The organism is Dactylosporangium sp. CA-139114, from assembly GCF_050955725.1.
Taxonomy (GTDB): domain Bacteria; phylum Actinomycetota; class Actinomycetes; order Mycobacteriales; family Micromonosporaceae; genus Dactylosporangium.
Map to the genome: position 1 here is coordinate 8,087,101 of NZ_CP192080.1, position 16,625 is coordinate 8,103,725.

Genomic DNA, 16,625 nt, shown 5'->3' on the forward strand with positions numbered 1-16,625 from the left:
ACGAAAAGCCCCACGCGGAACAGCCCGGGCCCGAGCCGCGCATCGACGGCGGCGGGCGGCCTCCCGGCGGGGCGTGGGGCGGACGCTACGCTCGGGACGCATGAGGCTGGATCCGGTTGGTCGTCTGCTCAAGTTGCCGCCCGCCGTGACCCGGCACGTCCGGGTGACGAAGGCCCTTCCGATCCGGATGCGCGACGGGGCCAACCTGCGCGCCGACCTCTACGCGCCCGCGATCGACGCCGAGGTGCCGACGGTGCTCGTGCGCACGCCGTACGGCCGCGGGGCGCCGGTCAGCGTTCTCTGCCGGGCCGTGGCCCAGCGCGGGTTCAACGTGCTCATCCAGTCGTGCCGGGGGACGGCGGACTCCAGCGGCCGGTTCGAGCCGCTGCTGCAGGAGCGTGAGGACGGCCTCGACACGCTGGACTGGCTGCGGCTTCAGCCGTGGTACGACGGGCGGCTGCTCACCTACGGGCCGAGCTACGTCGGGTTCGTGCAGTGGGCCCTCGCGGCCGAGGCCGGCGACGAGCTCAAGGCGATGGCGACCATCGTGACCGCCTCGGACTTCGGGCCGCCGACGTATGCCGGCGGGGCGTTCTCGCTCGACACCGTGCTGACGTGGTCGGCGCTGCTCGAGGCCCAGCGGGGTCCGCGGCTGGAGAACGCGGTCGAGCTGCTGCGCGGCCAGCCCCGCCTGCAGCGCGGGCTCGCCCGGGTGCCGATGGCCGAGGCCGACCGGGTGACCGTCGGGGCCGAGATCGAGTTCTTCCAGCGGTGGCTGGCCGAGGCCGACCCGGCCGCGCCGTACTGGACGCAGCGCGGCCACACGCACCGGCTCCCGCGGGTCAACGCGCCGGTGCTCATGATCGGCGGCTGGCACGACATCTTCCTGCCCTGGCAGCTCGCCGACTACACGGCGCTGCGCGCGGCCGGGCAGCAGCCGTACCTCACCGTCGGCCCCTGGCACCACGGCAGCGCGGGCCTGTTCCAGCAGTCCGCCGCCGAGGCCGTCGCCTGGTTCCGCGCGCACACGGGCGGCCTCGAGCAGATCCGCGACCGCCCGGTGCGCGTGCACGTGGGCGGGGCCGACGGCTGGCTCGAGCTCGCGGACTGGCCGCCGCCGTCGAGCACGCCGCAGCGCTGGTACCTCGGCGCCTCCGCCACCCTCGCGCCCGAGCACCCCGGCGCGCTCCCGGCCGGCGGCCCCGACCGGCTCGACCCGGACGAGCTCGGCTGGCCGACCCCGGTCGCCGCCGCGGCCGCCGAGCCCCGCAGCGAGCACGGCGACGGGGGCCGGAACGGCGCGGAGATCGCGGACGACCTGGGCTGGCCGACGCCGACCGCCTCGCTCGCGACCGAGACCAAGGCCGGGACCGAATCCGGGATCGAGGACGGGATCGAGGAAGGGCTCGACGACGGTCTCGGCTGGCCGACCCCGACGGCCGCGCCCGAGGGCAGGGCCGGGCGCGGGCCCTCGGGTGACGTGCTCGACTCGTTCGTGTACGACCCGAAGGACCCCACGCCGGCGCTCGGCGGGCCCCGGCTCGTCGGCAAGATCGCCGGGCGGCGGGACAACCGGCCGCTCGAGGCGCGGCCCGATGTGCTCACGTTCACGTCGGCGCCGCTGGCCGAGCCGCTCGACGTGGTCGGGCCGGTCTCGGCGGACATCATGGTGCGCGCGACGACGGCGGAGCGCGACGGTGACGTGCCGGCGCCCTACTTCGACGTGTTCGTCCGGCTCTGCGAGGTCGACGAGCAGGGCCGCTCCTGGAACATCTGCGACGGGCTGGCGCGGGCGGCAGCCGGCCGGGACCCCAGCGCGCCGGTCCACGTGGAGCTGTGGCCGACGGCGCACCGGTTCGCCGCCGGTCGCCGCATCCGCATCCAGGTCAGCGGCGGGGCCCATCCGCGGTTCAGCCGCAACCCGGGCACCGGGGCGCCGTTCGGGCACGAGCTCGAGCTGCGCAAGGTGCGCCAGGAGGTGCTGGCCCCGTCATACGTCACGCTCCCCCTCGCCCGCTGACCCCAGCAGCGGCCTCGGCACCGGCGAGCGCGACCGGTGCCTAGCTAGAACGACCGGTGCCTAGAACGACCGGTGCCGGGAAGGACCGGTGCCGGGAAGGACCGGTGCCGGGAAGGACCGGTGCCGGGAAAGAGCAGGGGCGTCAGGTCTGGATCAGGGGGCGGTATTCGGCCTCGGTCAGGCCGAAGGTCCACGCGACGCCCTCGCGGGCGGTTCGCGTCGCCGGGGGCACGCGCAGCCAGTAGACGCGGCTCGTGCCGTCCGGCTCCGGGGTGCTGTTCACGACCTCGACCATGGCCAGGGGCTCGTCGTCGCTGAAGGTGAGGCGCCACAGGGTGCCGGTCTCGTCCTGCGACACGCGATGGGCGCCAGCCGCGCGCAGGTAGCGCTCGTAGCCGAAGTGCTCCAGCATCACGCGGCGCAGCTCGGCGTTGCGTTCGTCGGCGATCTGGCGGTGGGTCAGCCGGCCCAGGCGGTCGACCAGCTCGGACGGGATGGGCATGCCGCGCCAGGCGTGCAGGGCGTAGCCGTCGGTGTAGTGCAGGGCGGGGGCGTCGGCGGCGTGGAGGCGGCCGATGTTGTCGCGGTGCACGGCGTCCGGGCGGTCCGTCAGGATGGCGACGTTCGCGTAGGGCCACCACCAGCCGGCCGAGCGGGCCACCCCCGCCAGGCCGGCGAGGCGCTGGACGGTGTGGAGGGCGGCCTCGCCGGTGCCGGTGCCAGCCGTGGCCCAGACGGCGCCGACCGGGCCGGCGCTGAAGACCGGCCCCGCGGGCGTGGCGGCGCGGGTCGCGGCCCAGGCCGCCGCGCCGACCGGGCCGGCGCTGAACGCGGGCTCCGCAGCGGGCGGGGCGGCGGAAGCCGGAGTGGGCGTGGCGGCGGGAGCCGGAGTGGGCGCGGCGGCGGAAGCCGGAGTGGGCGGGGTGGCGGGAGCCGGAGCGGGCGCGGCGGCGGGAGCCGGAGCGGGCGGGGTGACCGAAGCCGGAGCGGGCGGGGCGGGGGCGGCCGAGGCGTCGAAGGCGGCCAGCCAGCCTGCGTCGTGCTGGCCGCCGACCGCGTCCAGCAGCACCGCCCGGGCGTGGACCGGCAGCTCGCCGCGCAGGTGGGTGCGCAGCGGGGTCGCGATGCGGTCGTTGATCAGGCGCCAGACGTCGGCGCCGCAGGCCGACCACAGGGCCGCCCAGCCGTCGGGGCCCAGCAGGTCGTGGGCCTCGGCCCGGGCGGCGGCCCAGGGGTTGGTGCGGATGGCGGCGCGCACCGAGGTGCCGGCCGAGCCGTGGACGGGCGGGCAGCCCTGGGCGCGCAGCTCGGCCTCGATGGCGTGGTCGGCGGGGTCGGCCGGGGTGCCGGGCAGGCCCCGGCGGCCGGTCAGCAGGGCCGCGGCCCGCGCGCCGGCCAGCGGGGAGGCGAACCAGACGATGTGGCGGGGCGCCGGGAGCCCGGCCGAGCGGTAGGCCAGGCGGACGGCCTCCTCGGCGGCCGGGCGGTCGGCCGGCTGGGTGGACAGGCCCGCGGCCAGCCATTTGGCGGAGACGGCGCCGAGCGCGGCGGCCCGGGACTCGGCGGTGGTCAGGGTGGAGGTCATCGGTCGGCCATCCAACGGTCGCGGGACGGGGGCGGCGGCAGCGGCGCGGTCATCAGTCGGCCACGTAGCGGTAGGCGCCGGGGACGTATTCGCGCTGGCGGACGATGCGGTAGTCGCCCGCGGGGATGGTGATGGTGCCGTGCTCCTCGTGGACGACCCGCGCCTTGGTGACGATCCTCACGAAGAGGCGGTCGATGTCGTCGCGGTCGGCCAGGAGCAGGGTGTCGGGGCCGACGATCACGTGGGCGTGGCCCGTGGCCTCGCCGCGGGCCAGGACCATGCGGCCCGCGCGGTCGCGGGGTGCTGCGACGGCGGTCGCGGGAACCTCCGCGGCCGGGACTGGCACCAACAGCACGTCACCTTGCCGATACACGATCGCACTCCCCCTCCACCTGCGCGGACGGCGCGGACATGAGTGAACGTTGAGACGCCCTGCCCCGCGCCCTGACCGACGCACCGCACGATAGACGGGGGGTACGACATTTTTCGCCCCCTGCGCGTCCGGACGTGGCGGCCTGGTGGACAATGGTTGACGAGCAACAGGAGGGGAGTATTCCCCCGCGGCGGTCGTCGTCAGCACGGTGCCCCACGGTGACGTGGGGGTCACACCCGGCGCCGTCGGTCATCCGGCTTCGGCGGGTGGCGGAAGAGACCTCCGGTGTCAACTACACAGCCCGCGCGGCCCTCCTGGGCCGGCGTGGCCTGTGGTGTGTCTACCGGAGGAATTTCACGTGGACGTTGCCGGCTGGGTCTGGACCGCGACACTCGTCGGGCTGGGCGCGATTCTGCTGTTCGATCTCGCGATCGTCGCCCGACGGCCCCACGAGCCGTCGATCAAGGAATCGACGATCTGGGTCACGGTGTATGTCGGGCTCGCCCTCCTCTTCGGCCTGTTCGTGCTGGCCAAGTGGGGCGGGAACTACGCCGGCGAGTTCTACGCGGGCTGGCTGACCGAGTACAGCCTCTCCGTCGACAACCTGTTCGTCTTCGTGATCATCCTGTCGCGGTTCAAGGTGCCTCGGCAGTATCAGCAGAAGGTGCTGCTGATCGGGATCGTGCTCGCGCTGGTGATGCGCGGCGGGTTCATCGCGGTCGGGTCGGCCGCGATCAGCCGGTTCTCGTGGGTCTTCTACATCTTCGCCGCGTTCCTCATCTACACGGCGGTCAAGCTCGCGACGCAGGGCGAGACCGAGGCGGAGGACTTCAAGGAGAACGCGCTGATCCGCTGGTCACGGCGCGTGTTGCCGATGACCCCGAAGTATCAGGAGTCGCGGCTCACGGCGCGTGACGAGCGCGGCCGCCTGCACATGACGCCGATGGTCGTGGTGCTCATCGCGATCGGCACGACGGACCTTATCTTCGCGCTCGACTCGATCCCCGCGATCTTCGGCCTCACCGCCGAGCCCTACCTGGTCTTCACCGCCAACGTGTTCGCCCTGATGGGGCTGCGGCAGCTGTACTTCCTGATCGGCGGCCTGCTCGACCGGCTCGTGTACCTCTCGATCGGCCTCAGCGTCGTGCTCGGCTTCATCGGCGTGAAGCTGTTCCTGGAGGCGCTCGCGGACAACAACCTGCCGTTCATCAATGACGGCCAGCACGTCTCCTGGGCCCCGCACATCGGCATCCAGACGTCACTCGCGGTGATCATCGGGACCCTGGCCATCACGACCGTCGCATCGCTGGTCAAGGCGCGGCGTGACGAGCGTGCAGCAGCCGCACAACCGGACAAGGCTCACAAAAACGTATGAATACCGCGACAGCCCTCGCGTTGCGGGTCAATCGGCGCGAGGATGGGGTACCACGGCGGGCAGGTGATGCATCTTGCACGAAATGACGTACCGGGGCCAACTGTCGGCCCCCTCAGTGCTGTGCCCGTTCACGCCGCGGATCTCCCCGCACGCCGACGCCGTCCAGCGGTGGTCGCTGCACTGGGCGACGCGGCACGGGCTGCTCGAGCGGCCCGGCGCCCGCGCGACCTTCGCGAAGGCCCGGTTCGCCAACCTCATGTGCCGCGCCCACCCGGACGCCGCCGAGCCCGAGCTGCGCCTGGCCACCGCGTGGCTGATCAGCATCTTCGTGCTCGACGACCTGCTGGAGCGGGCGCTCGTACGCGACCCGGAACCCGCCCGCGCGGCGGTGAACGAGGTCGTGCGGCTGCTGCGTGACCAGCAGCCGGCGCCGGTCCTGGACGCGGCGCTGGGCCGGCCCCTCGCCTCGGCGCTGGGCGAGGTGTGGCGGCGCACCGAGCCGCGGGTCAGCCCGGCCTGGCGGGAACGGTTCGTCGGGCACGTGGCGGACTACCTGGCCGGCACGCTCTGGGAGGCCGGCAACCGGATCGCGGACCGGCCGCCGCTGCTGGACGAGTACCGCCGCATGCGCCACCACAGCGCCGCGACCGACATGTTCTTCGACCTCATCGAGCCGATGCACGGCGTGGAGCTGCCGGCGGGGCTGGTCGAGGACCCGGACTTCGCGACCGCCCGGCGCACCGCCGGCACGGTGATCGGGATCTTCAACGACCTGATCTCGTGGCCGAAGGAGGCGGCGGTCGGCGACCACCACAACATCGTGTTCTCGTTCCAGCGCGAGCACCGGCTGGAGCTGGACGAGGCCGTGCTCGCGGCGGTGGCCGAGCACGACGCCCGGGTGCTGGAGTTCCAGGTCGCCCGGGACCGGCTCGAGGCGCGCTGGTGGGGCGACCCGAGCAGCGTCATCGGCGTCGGCGACCTGGTCCACTGGATTCGCGGCAACGTGGACTGGTCGCTGGAGTCGGGCCGCTACACGCCCGAGGAGGTCCCGGCGCAGCGGCGCCCTACGGAGTAGGACGCCGCTCTTGCCACGACGGACGCCGGGATTCCTGGCGGGAGCAACGGTCCGCAGGTGACGCGGACCCGAGCAATGATCGCTCTTGGCTTCTGCCCTTAGGAGTGCGCCCGCTTGCGGGCCACGCGCTCGCGGTCCTTCTGGTCGAGCATGACCTTGCGGATGCGGATCGCCTCCGGCGTGATCTCCACGCACTCGTCCTCGCGGCAGAACTCGAGGGCCTGCTCCAGCGACAGCTTGCGCGGCGGGATCAGCTTCTCGGTCTCGTCCGCGGCCGACGAGCGCATGTTCGTGAGCTTCTTCTCCTTGGTGATGTTGACGTCCATGTCGTCGGCGCGGGAGTTCTCGCCGACGATCATGCCCTCGTACACCTCGGTGGTCGGCTCCACGAACATCGAGCCGCGCTCCTGCAGGTTCATCATCGCGAACGGCGTCGCCACGCCCGAGCGGTCGGCGACCAGCGAGCCGGTGGCGCGGGTGCGCAGCTCGCCGTACCACGGCTCGTAGGACTCGAACACGTGGTGCAGGATGCCCGTGCCGCGGGTGTCGGTGAGGAACTCGGTCCGGAAGCCGATCAGGCCGCGGGCCGGGACCAGCCACTCCATGCGGATCCAGCCGGTGCCGTGGTTGACCATCTGCTCCATGCGGCCCTTGCGGGTCGCCAGCAGCTGGGTGATCGCGCCCAGGTACTCCTCCGGCGCGTCGATCGTGAGCCGCTCGGTCGGCTCGTAGACCTTGCCGTCGATCTCCCGGGTCACCACCTGCGGCTTGCCCACGGTGAGCTCGTAGCCCTCACGGCGCATCTGCTCCACCAGGATCGCCAGCGCCAGCTCGCCGCGGCCCTGGACCTCCCACGCGTCCGGGCGCTCGGTCGGCAGCACCCGCAGCGACACGTTGCCGACGAGCTCGCGCTCGAGGCGGTCGCGCACCAGGCGGGCGGTGACCTTGGCCCCCTTGACCTTGCCGGCCAGCGGCGAGGTGTTGGTGCCGATGGTCATCGAGATGGCCGGCTCGTCCACGGTGATGCGCGGCAGCGGCACAGGGTTCTCGGCGTCGGCGAGCGTGTCGCCGATCATGATCTCGCCGATGCCGGCCACGGCGATGATGTCGCCCGGCCCGGCCTCCTCCGCCGGCTTGCGCTCCAGCGCCTCGGTCATGAGCAGCTCGGAGATGCGCACGTTGGTCTGGGTGCCGTCCTCGCGGCACCAGGCCACCGTCTGGCCCTTGCGGATGCGGCCCTGGCGGACCCGGCACAGGGCCAGGCGGCCGAGGAACGGCGACGCGTCGAGGTTGGTGACGTGGGCCTGCAGCGGGGCGTCCTCGTCGTAGGCGGGCGCCGGAATCGTGTCGAGCAGCGTGCGGAACAGCGGCTGCAGGTTGTCGCTGTCCTCGGGGACCGTGCCGTCCTTGGGCTGGGTCAGCGAGGCGATGCCGTCGCGGGCGCAGGCGTAGACGATCGGGAAGTCGATCTGCTCCTCGTCGGCGTCGAGGTCGAGGAAGAGCTCGTAGGTCTCGTCGACGACCTCCTTGATCCGCGCGTCGGGGCGGTCCACCTTGTTGATCACCAGGATGATCGGCAGGCGCGCCTTGAGCGCCTTGCGCAGCACGAACCGGGTCTGCGGCAGCGGGCCCTCGCTCGCATCGACCAGCAGCACGACGCCGTCGACCATGGTCAGGCCGCGCTCGACCTCGCCGCCGAAGTCGGCGTGGCCCGGCGTGTCGATGATGTTGATCGTGACCGGGTCGCCGCCGTCCTGGGGGACATAGCGCACCGCGGTGTTCTTGGCGAGAATGGTGATGCCCTTCTCGCGCTCGAGGTCCATCGAGTCCATGACCCGGTCGGTGAGCTCGGCGCGGGCGTGGAACGCGCCGGACTGCCGCAACATCGCGTCGACGAGGGTGGTCTTGCCGTGGTCGACGTGGGCGACGATGGCCACATTGCGGAGGTCTGAACGGGTCTGCATGTCCTCCATTGTTCCAGGCGCCGTGACATAGAAATCGGGGGTCCCGCGCGTCTGGTGATTGGGGCTAGCCTGACGTGCACGGGGAGGAGAACACACGTCGATGGACGATGACACTGCGGAGTTCGAAGCTTACGAAGAGCGGCGTCGGCCGAAGCGCAACCTCGGATGGATCGCGGTCACGGTCGCGGTGGCCGTGGTGCTGGTCGGCTGCGGGGTGATCGGGGCCACCCTGGTCAAGGGCACCGGCCCCAGCAAGCCCGCCGCGCAGGAGCGGCACGACGGGTCCGTGCCGATCGCACCGGTCTCGGCGGCACCGCCGAGCACCGAGGCGCCCGTCGAGATCGCGGAGACGACCTCGGCCCCGCCGACGTCGAAGGCCCCCACGCAGACGAAGAAGCCGACCAGGAAGCCGTCGCCGAAGGTCACCGAGACGGTCCTGCCCCCGGCCCCGCCGCACACCACGTGCACGCCGGTCCGCGGGACGAACCAGCTGCCCAAGGCGACCGTGAAGGGGTACCTCGACAAGGCGGCGACCACGCACTTCTGGGGCACTAAGACCGATCCGGACTACGAGCAGATCGTGGTGCCGCAGCGGCTGCTCTACGCCGTGGCCGAGCAGGAGAGCGGGTGGCAGACGGACATCACGGCGTGTGACGGCGGCCTCGGGGTGATGCAGATCATGCCGAGCACCCAGACCTTCGTGAACACCCGCTTCGGCACGAGCTGGGACCGCACCAAGCCCGACCAGAACGTGATGCTCGGCGCGAACTACCTCGCCTGGCTCATCGCGTACTTCGGGCCCAAGCTCGGCACCTACGACATGACCGACACGAAACTGCTCAACGCGGTCATCTCCGCGTACAACTGGGGTCCCGGCGGGGTCGACTACGCGGGCGGGGTGTATCCGAACCCGCAGTACGTGCAGAACGTACGCGCCCTCATGACAGCCAGCCGCGCCGGGAACTACTAGCTCAGTCCTCCGGGAACCCGGTCGAGGGGCCGACGTCGGTGTAACGGCCGGCGTCGGCGTCCCACTCGAACTGCCGGCCCTCCGAGCCCGCGGCGACGATCTTGCCGAACGCCGGATACCGCTCGATCAGCCACTCCAGCTCCGGCATGAGCAGCTCGCCCGCGTCGGCCAGCTGCTCGTCGGTCTCGTCGCCGACGAGCAGGTTCCAGCCGCTGGCCGTGCGTCCGCCGGGGCCGGGCGGCAGGGTGGCGTCCTCCGGGTCGTGGTACACGTATCCCGGGGTCAGCGACTCGTCCTCCACCAGCCGTCGCGACGCGAACGCGATCAGGTTGTCCATGCGGTCCAGTATGGCGGCTACCACCCGGGGCCCCCGCCAGGGATGCGCTCCAGCACACCGCCCGCGAAGACGTCGTACAGCGGCAGCGTCCTGAGGTGCACGTAGCCGATGTGGCAGTCGCAGGTCGCGTTCGGGCAGGGCCGCTCGCCGCGCCGGGCCGTCCACGAGCCGTCGTAGAGGTTGCCCAGCACCTCGGGCACGAAGTGGCAGCGGCGCACGGTGCCGTCGCCGGACACCGAGACGACCTCGTCGCCGGTTCGGCACGGCATCCCCAGCGACAGGTGCGGCCGGACGCTGTAGCCGAACAGCGGGTCGATCGCCGTCCAGGCCGCCTCCTCCTCGGCGCCGTAGACGTGGCCGTCGGCGGCGTTCACCCACAGGTACACGCCCGGGCCGAGCCGTTCCTTGAGCCGCCCGGCGGCCTCGAGGTGCCCGGGGAGGCCGACGATGCCGACGGAGTGCCGGATGCCGTGCTCCCGCAGCGTGGCGCTGGCGGCCAGGAAGCGTTCCTGCGTCGTCTGACCCGGGTGGTACGTGCACCACAGCGCCAGCTTCGCGGGGTCCGCGTCCGCGACCCAGCGGAGCCGGGCCGACAGGTTCGTCTGGATCGCGGCGCGGCCCACGTGCGGCAGGTGGGACAGCTCGATCAGGGCGCTTCGGTACCAGCTGCGGGTGAGCCCCTCGCCCCAGGGCGTGAACAGCACCTCCACCGGCTCGTCGGCGGCGCGGACCCACCCGACGAACCGCTCCAGCGCGGCCCGGTCGGCGCGCAGCAGCTCGGGCGGGTCGCGGCGCTTGGCGAAGGGGCAGTACGGGCAGTCGTAGTTGCAGCTGGCCAGCGGACCGCGGTAGAGGATCCTCATCGCGTCACGTGCCCGGCCATGGCCTCGCGGACACCGGCCGAGATGAGCCAGGGCCCGATGGCGTCGGAGTGGGCGAGACCCTCGGCGGTGAGCCGGTGGCCCTCGGCGTAGCCGGCGTCGCGGAGCCCGGCCAGGGCCGGGAAGTCGTCGTCGACCGAGGTGCCGAAGCGCGCCGAATACCCCGCCGGGTCCACGCCCTCGGCCCGCAGCAGCGACTTGAGCAGCCAGCGGCGCCGCTGCTCGGCCGCGTCGAGGGCGAACCCGACCTCGGCGACGTCGAAGTCGGCCGCGGGCCGCGCGAGGTAGTCGGCGAGGATGCCCCGCACGTGCGCGACGCCGACCGCGTAGTCGAACGAGTAGTGCAGCGCCCGCGTGTAGGAGCGGGCGCCGCAGCCGAGGCCGAGCATGCCGTCGTCCTGGCAGCAGTACTCGTCGGGCGTGTCCGGGCGGCCGTCCGGCCGGCGGAACTGGCGCATCGAGCGCTGCTCGTAGCCCTCGGCGGTGAGCCGGGCCACGGCGTGGCGATAGAGCTCCAGGCGCTGCGCGTCCCACTGCGGGTCGGCGCCCTTGCCGCGCCGCCCGAGGCCGGTCATCGGGCGGACGTAGAGCGGGTAGAGGTACAGCTCCTCGGGGGCCCAGCGCAGCGCCGTGCTCAGCGACTCGTCCCAGGTGGCGCGGGTCTGGCCGGGGATGCCGTAGATGAGGTCGATGTTGAGCCCGGCCGGCCCGGCGGCGCGGATCGCGTCGAGGGCCCGGTCGACCTCGGGGCGGTGCTGCGGCCGACCGGCGGCGTGGGCCTCGGCGTCGAGGAAGCTCTGCACGCCGATGCTGATCCGGGTCGCGCCGCGCTCGTTGAGCACCTTGAGCCGGTCGGGGGTGGCCGTCGCCGGGGAGGTCTCGACCGACATCGGCCCCCGCTCGAACCCGGTGCCGTCCTCGATCAGGTCGAACAGCTCGGTCAGCTCGGGCGCGGTGAGATAGGTCGGGGTGCCGCCGCCGATCGCGGCCCGCGCGAACCGGGCGCCGGGGATCGCGGCCATCGTGCGGGCCGTCTGCCGGCGCAGCTGGGCGAGGTAGGCGGTGACCTGCTCGTGCGGCGGGTTGGCGCGGGTGAAGAGGTTGCAGAAGCCGCAGCGCATCTCGCAGTAGGGCACGTGCACGTAGAGGAACAGCTTCGCCGGGTCCTCGCCGGCCCAGACGTCCTCGAGGCGGGGGCGGGGGTCGAGGGGGCGATAGGCGGTCTTGTGCGGGTACGCGTACAGGTAGCCCTGGTACGGCGAGCCGAGGTTCACCATGCGCCCGCCTCCAGCGTCAGCTCGGCGTAGGGCACGGTCCACACGACCTCGTGCGCGACCCGGTGGCCGGTGTGCCCGTCCTCGCCGTAGGCGGTGCCGTGGTCGCTGCACAGGATGACGTGGCAGGGGCGGCCGCGCGAGGTCACCAGGCGCAGCAGCCGCGGCAGGTGGCGGTCGACGTATTCCAGCGCCGCCCCGTGCGACTCGACGGAGTCCTCCTCGGCGCCGGGCAGGTAATGCTTGTTGGGCTGGTGCAGCGCGGCGACGTTGACGAAGGTGAACAACGGCCCGGCGCCGGGGAGCACGGCTCGCAGGGTCTCGAGCTGGACCTCGAAGCACGCCGGGTTGGTGACGCCCGACGCGCGCGACCAGTGCGCCTCGTCGAACAGGCCCGGCAGGACACTGCCGAGCGGGGAGGTCATCGCGAAGAACCCGACGCCGCCGAGGCAGATCGTGTGGTAGCCCTCGGCGCGCAGCGCGGTCACCACGTCCGGCGCGTCGAACTCCCAGGTGTCGGCGCCGACGGTGGTGCTGCCGGCGAACCGGGCCGCGAACGGGCGCTCGTGCGGGCCGGGCGTCGGCGGCGTGGGCAGGAACCCGGCGAAGAACGCGTGGTGGGCCGCGTAGGTGAACGAGGCCGGCGACTGCCGCCGCTGCCACGCGCCGCCGGGCAGGACCCGGGCCAGGTTGGGCGTGCGGCCGGCGGCGAGCAGGCCGGCGGCGACGTCGTAGCGCAGCGTGTCGAGCGTGACGAAGAGCAGGTCGTGGGTGCCCAGGAGCGACTTCACACCGGCACCGCCCAGCTCGGCAGGGCCGCGACCTCGGCCGCGTAGGTGTCGCGCCCGTCGACGAGCAGGTTCGGCAGCAGGTCGCCGAACGCGTTGACCTCGGCGACGGCGTGCTCGGCGAAGCCGGGCGCGAACATCAGGTCGACGCCGGCGTGCAGGCTGCCCGGGAAGCACGCGGCGGCCCGCTCGCACGTCCGCAGGGCGGCCGTCCAGCGCTGCTGTCCCGCCGCGGCCCGGATCGCGGCCAGGTCGCCGCGGGCGTTGCCCAGGTGCAGGTTGGTCAGCGGGGTGCGGCTGGTGCGGGCGACGACGTGGCTCGCCCGGCCGGCGATGACCACGACCCGCAGGTCGAAGACCGTGCCGGCGTGGGTGGCCTTCGGGAACCAGCGCTCGACGTGCAGGCCGTCCGCGCCGAGCCGGTCGATGATCGCGGCGACCGTGCGCTCGTCGGTGTAGTGGTGCACGCGCAGCTCGTTGTAGAGCCGCCCGTCCTCGACGCCGACCGAGGTGCGGGCGCTGACCCTGCTCCGGTTGAAGGCCAGCGCGACGACACCCGACGCGGAGCTGCCGTGCGCGGGCTTGACGAAGACCCGCGGCCAGCCGGCGGCGCGGACCTCCGCGTAGCTCGTGGCCGCGAACCCGGCCGGGACCGGCACGCCGTGCTCCCGCAGCAGCCGGTGGCAGCGGCGCTTGTCGAACATGACGGCCAGCTCGTCCACCGGCGTCGTGAGCGGTCCGGTGGCGGCGCGCTCGACCCTGCGGGCGGCGGCGACGAACCCCGCATACCAGGCGGCGAGGCCCACGATCTCGCCGTGCCCGGCGGGCCGGTCGGCGCCGCGCAGCAGCCGGTCGACCTCCGCGTCCTCCCCCGGCGACTCCAGCCGCACCATGGATCCGGGGGCGAGCGCGAAGTCGCCGGCGCACACGTCCCGCCAGCCCACGACCGCGGGCGCGGGCCACCCCGCGGCCACGGCGGCGGCGCGGAACAGCTCCACCCGCCGGTGCCCCGGGATGCCGACGATGGTGATCATTCCGCGACCGAGACGTATCTGAAGCCGTCCTCGTCGGTCTCCTGCTCGTCGGAGACGTCGACGCGGACGCCGGGCAGCTCCTCGGCGAACCGGGCGGCCATCTCCTGCGACATGAAGTGGTGCGACAGGTCGAGCGAGCGCAGGTGGGTCAGCGGCTGGCCGAGCAGCAGCGCCTCGGCGCCGGCGTCGGACAGCGCGCCCATCGACAGGTCGAGGCTCTCCAGCCGGGCCACGACGGGCGCGGCGGCCAGGGCCGTGGCGACGTCGTCGGCGATCTCCGCGTTGCACAGGGCCAGCCGCTTGAGCGCGGGCAGCTCGGTGCCGGTCATGATCGGGGTGAGGTCGTCGACGACCGCGTCACCGCCGTATTCCCGGGTGCCCAGCCACAGCTCCAGGTCCGTGAGGGCGGGGAACGAGGAGTCGTTGAAGCCGCGGATGAACGAGGCCGGCAGCCCGCCGCTCTGCACGCACAGCTCCCGCAGCCGGCGGTGGCGCACCGGGGAGAGCCGCAGCCCGTCGGCGCCGCGGATGTGCAGCACCTCCAGGGCCGGGAAGGCGCCCAGCAGCGGCGCATACTCCCCCTGGTTGATCCAGGAGATCTCGCACTCCTCGTAGGTCATCTCGCCGATGAACAGCGCGCGCAGCTCGGTGAGCCGGTCGCGGGCGGCGGTGAGCAGGTGCAGCGGCGGGCCGAAGGCGTGCGGCTCGCCCCACGAGCCGATCACCAGCGCGGTGATGTGGTGCGCGCCGACCGTGCTCATGAGCGCCTCGAGGGCGTCGGCGACCTCCCGCTCACCGTCGTCGTAGCCGACGCTGATCCGCCAGGCGACCCGCTCACCGCGCCGCTGCACCCGGGTGCCGGGCTCGAACGGCCGGACGGGCAGGCCCGCGAAGGTGGTGAGGTTGCTGCCGATCGTCATGGGCGGGACGTTAGCAGGACCCTCCGACAATACTGTTCGAGTCGGCCGGGAGCAGCGGCGATGCCAGATTCCAGCCCGCGGCGAGCACGTCGTCGACCGCCGCGACGGCGGTGGTGAGGCGGCGGCGGTACGGCCCGGTGAGCTCGATCCAGGGCACCCCGCACGCGGCGAGCTCGTCGCGGAACCGGCCCGTCATCCAGGCGCGCAGGTGCTCGCCGTCGCGCATGCCGTCGTCCTCGAACGGGACGCCCTCGTCGCTGGTGAGCAGGTACAGGTCCGGCCGGCGGGCGGCGGCGCGGACCGGCTCGCAGGTGTGGCCGAGGTAGCGCTCCTCCCAGATCGCGGTCGCGAAGCTGTCGGTGTCGCAGACGAGCACCGGGCCGCCGGCCCGCGCCGCGGCGTCCTCGGCGGCGTTCTGCTCCCGCACGACGGTCACGAAGTCGTCGCGCGTCCACACCAGGTCGGCCATCGTCTCGCCCGGCCGCAGCCGCGCCAGCTTGAGCGCGGTCAGGGTGCGGCCGTACTCCTCGACCCAGGCCGTGCCGGCGAACGCCCCGCCGCGCAGGCGCAGGTGCGCGGCCAGGGCCCGGGCCAGGGTGGTCGTGCCCGTCGACTCCGCGCCGACGACCACGACCCGCTTCGCGAACCACGCGCGCACCGGCGGCGCGAGCTTGTCCCAGTGGGCGACGGGGTCGGCGCGCACGGCGGTGCCGGAGACGGGCACCGTGCCGCGGGCCGGGTCGACCGGGACGTGGCGGGCGCCGAAGCGGCGGGCCAGCTCCTCGCCGTACGCCTCCGAGGAGAAGACCCGGTCGACCTTCCGCCCGCCGACGGCCCGGCGGAACGTGGCCGCATGGGCGTCCCAGGCGGCCTCGGAGCCGTAGTCGATCGGGGTGTCGTCGTAGATGCCGACGAAACGCACGTGCGGCGACGCGGCGTGCACCTCGCGCAGCCACGCGACCCGGTCCTCGAGCGGGATCGACTCCACCGTCGAGGGCGCGACGACGACGGTCACCTCGTCGCAGGCGCGGGCGGCGGTGTCGATGAGGTGATGGTGGCCCGCGTGCGGCGGGTAGAACTTGCCGACGACTAGTCCGTGGACCACGCGGGGCTCCCCTCCGGCACACGGCGCAGCTCGGACCGCCAGGCCCGCAGGCCGAAGACGCACAGCGTCAGGAAGACGAGGTACAGCAGCGCGGTGAGCCAGAGGTCCTTGTAGCCGTACAGCGGGATGTAGACGACGTCGACGGAGATCCACAGCCACCAGCTCTCCACCAGGCGCCTGGTCTGGCCGTAGGTCGCGAGCAGTGACACGGCGGTCGTGAGCGCGTCCGGCCAGGGGACCGTGGATTCGGTGAAGCGCTCGAGGTACCACCACAGCGCCACGCTCAGCAGCACGCCCGCGGCCGCGAGCCACCACCACTCGGCCCGTGTCGTGGTGCGCACCCGCTGCTGCAGCCGCCCGGTGCTCCAGCACCACCAGCCGTAGGCGCCGAGGGCGACGTAGACGACCTGCAGCCAGGCGTCACCGAAGAGCCCGGCGTGCCAGAAGGCGACGATGAACAGCAGGTTGTTGGCGATCCCGACCGGCCAGTTCGCGATGTGCTGGCGCACGACGAGAGCGACGCAGAGCAGGCCGCTGGCGAATCCGAGCAGCTCAGCCCAGGTGGTTGGGGCACCGAACGCCTGCAACGCCGGCGAGGCCAGCCAGTCGAGCACGGTCTACCCTAGCTGGATGGTTCTGGAAGTCGCACTGATCGACGTGCTCGAAGGCCGCGAGGACGAGTTCGCCGCCGCCTATCGCAAGGCCCATGAGGTGCTGGCCACGACGCCGGGGTGCCGCTCGGTGCGCATGACCCGCGGGATCGAGAGCGCGTCGCGGTTCGTGCTGCTCGTGGAGTGGGACTCGGTGGAGGCGCACCTGGACAACTTCCGGGCCACCGACCGGTTCACGCAGTGGCGGGGGCTCATCGGGCCGTTCTTCGACGGAGCCCCCCGTGTGGAGCACTTCACCGACGTCACGGTGTAG

Annotated in this window: 16 protein-coding genes; 5 read left to right on the forward strand and 11 right to left on the reverse strand. The window is 73.1% G+C overall.

The features are described 5' to 3' along the window. Positions 1-100 precede the first annotated feature (100 nt). The gene (locus tag ACQP2P_RS36060) at positions 101-2,020 is read left to right on the forward strand and encodes a CocE/NonD family hydrolase (protein WP_433608628.1); all 1,920 of its coding nucleotides are present in this window, start codon (positions 101-103) and stop codon (positions 2,018-2,020) included. A 142-nt stretch (positions 2,021-2,162) separates the two neighbouring features. Here ACQP2P_RS36060 and ACQP2P_RS36065 read toward each other — a convergent pair whose 3' ends face one another. Both ACQP2P_RS36065 and ACQP2P_RS36070 read right to left on the reverse strand, forming a co-directional pair. Beyond that, positions 2,163-3,605 carry a DUF6745 domain-containing protein gene (locus tag ACQP2P_RS36065; protein ID WP_433608630.1) on the reverse strand — a complete coding sequence of 481 codons (1,443 nt, stop codon included), beginning with the start codon at positions 3,603-3,605 and terminating at the stop codon, positions 2,163-2,165. Between the two features lie 52 nt (positions 3,606-3,657). Next, positions 3,658-3,960: a hypothetical protein gene (locus ACQP2P_RS36070; protein ID WP_433608632.1), complete on the reverse strand. Its 303-nt coding sequence runs from the start codon at positions 3,958-3,960 to the stop codon at positions 3,658-3,660. Between the two features lie 376 nt (positions 3,961-4,336). On the opposite strand from ACQP2P_RS36070, the gene ACQP2P_RS36075 reads away from it, so the two are divergent. Beyond that, positions 4,337-5,353, forward strand: a complete 1,017-nt coding sequence (locus ACQP2P_RS36075) for a TerC family protein (RefSeq protein ID WP_433608634.1) — start codon at positions 4,337-4,339, stop codon at positions 5,351-5,353. An 82-nt stretch (positions 5,354-5,435) separates the two neighbouring features. Continuing rightward, the gene (locus tag ACQP2P_RS36080; protein ID WP_433608636.1) at positions 5,436-6,428 is read left to right on the forward strand and encodes a terpene synthase family protein; all 993 of its coding nucleotides are present in this window, start codon (positions 5,436-5,438) and stop codon (positions 6,426-6,428) included. A 98-nt stretch (positions 6,429-6,526) separates the two neighbouring features. Here the strand turns inward: ACQP2P_RS36080 and typA are convergent, their stop codons facing one another. Next, positions 6,527-8,392 carry a translational GTPase TypA gene (typA, locus tag ACQP2P_RS36085; RefSeq protein WP_433608638.1) on the reverse strand — a complete coding sequence of 622 codons (1,866 nt, stop codon included), beginning with the start codon at positions 8,390-8,392 and terminating at the stop codon, positions 6,527-6,529. A gap of 100 nt (positions 8,393-8,492) precedes the next feature. Here typA and ACQP2P_RS36090 point away from each other — a divergent pair, with 100 nt between their 5' ends. Next, entirely contained in the window at positions 8,493-9,362 is an 870-nt protein-coding gene (locus ACQP2P_RS36090) for a transglycosylase SLT domain-containing protein (RefSeq protein ID WP_433608640.1), read from the forward strand. Between the two features lies 1 nt (position 9,363). On the opposite strand, the gene ACQP2P_RS36095 is transcribed toward ACQP2P_RS36090, so the two are convergent. The 8 genes from ACQP2P_RS36095 to pnuC are packed head-to-tail and all read right to left on the reverse strand — an operon-like array spanning position 9,364 to position 16,315. Then, on the reverse strand, positions 9,364-9,699 hold the full coding sequence (locus ACQP2P_RS36095; RefSeq protein ID WP_433608642.1) for a hypothetical protein: 336 nt from the start codon (positions 9,697-9,699) through the stop codon (positions 9,364-9,366). Positions 9,700-9,716: 17 nt separating this feature from the next. Further along, entirely contained in the window at positions 9,717-10,562 is an 846-nt protein-coding gene (locus ACQP2P_RS36100) for an STM4011 family radical SAM protein (protein WP_433608644.1), read from the reverse strand. Further along, entirely contained in the window at positions 10,559-11,857 is a 1,299-nt protein-coding gene (locus ACQP2P_RS36105) for an STM4012 family radical SAM protein (RefSeq protein ID WP_433608646.1), read from the reverse strand. Before ACQP2P_RS36105 ends, ACQP2P_RS36100 begins: the two co-directional genes overlap by 4 nt. After that, positions 11,851-12,645, reverse strand: coding sequence for an STM4013/SEN3800 family hydrolase (locus ACQP2P_RS36110; RefSeq protein WP_433608648.1), 795 nt, complete (start codon positions 12,643-12,645; stop codon positions 11,851-11,853). The genes ACQP2P_RS36105 and ACQP2P_RS36110 overlap by 7 nt, the downstream gene beginning before the upstream one ends. Further along, entirely contained in the window at positions 12,642-13,676 is a 1,035-nt protein-coding gene (locus tag ACQP2P_RS36115; RefSeq protein ID WP_433608650.1) for an STM4014 family protein, read from the reverse strand. Before ACQP2P_RS36115 ends, ACQP2P_RS36110 begins: the two co-directional genes overlap by 4 nt. Further along, on the reverse strand, positions 13,673-14,596 hold the full coding sequence (locus ACQP2P_RS36120) for an STM4015 family protein (protein ID WP_433608652.1): 924 nt from the start codon (positions 14,594-14,596) through the stop codon (positions 13,673-13,675). Before ACQP2P_RS36120 ends, ACQP2P_RS36115 begins: the two co-directional genes overlap by 4 nt. A 10-nt stretch (positions 14,597-14,606) precedes the next feature. Next, positions 14,607-15,701: an AAA family ATPase gene (locus tag ACQP2P_RS36125; RefSeq protein ID WP_433608654.1), complete on the reverse strand. Its 1,095-nt coding sequence runs from the start codon at positions 15,699-15,701 to the stop codon at positions 14,607-14,609. Then, positions 15,686-16,315 carry a nicotinamide riboside transporter PnuC gene (gene pnuC, locus ACQP2P_RS36130; protein ID WP_433608656.1) on the reverse strand — a complete coding sequence of 210 codons (630 nt, stop codon included), beginning with the start codon at positions 16,313-16,315 and terminating at the stop codon, positions 15,686-15,688. The genes ACQP2P_RS36125 and pnuC overlap by 16 nt, the downstream gene beginning before the upstream one ends. Positions 16,316-16,331: 16 nt before the next feature. Here pnuC and ACQP2P_RS36135 point away from each other — a divergent pair, with 16 nt between their 5' ends. Further along, complete coding sequence (locus ACQP2P_RS36135) at positions 16,332-16,625, forward strand: antibiotic biosynthesis monooxygenase family protein (protein ID WP_433608658.1); 294 nt, start codon at positions 16,332-16,334, stop codon at positions 16,623-16,625.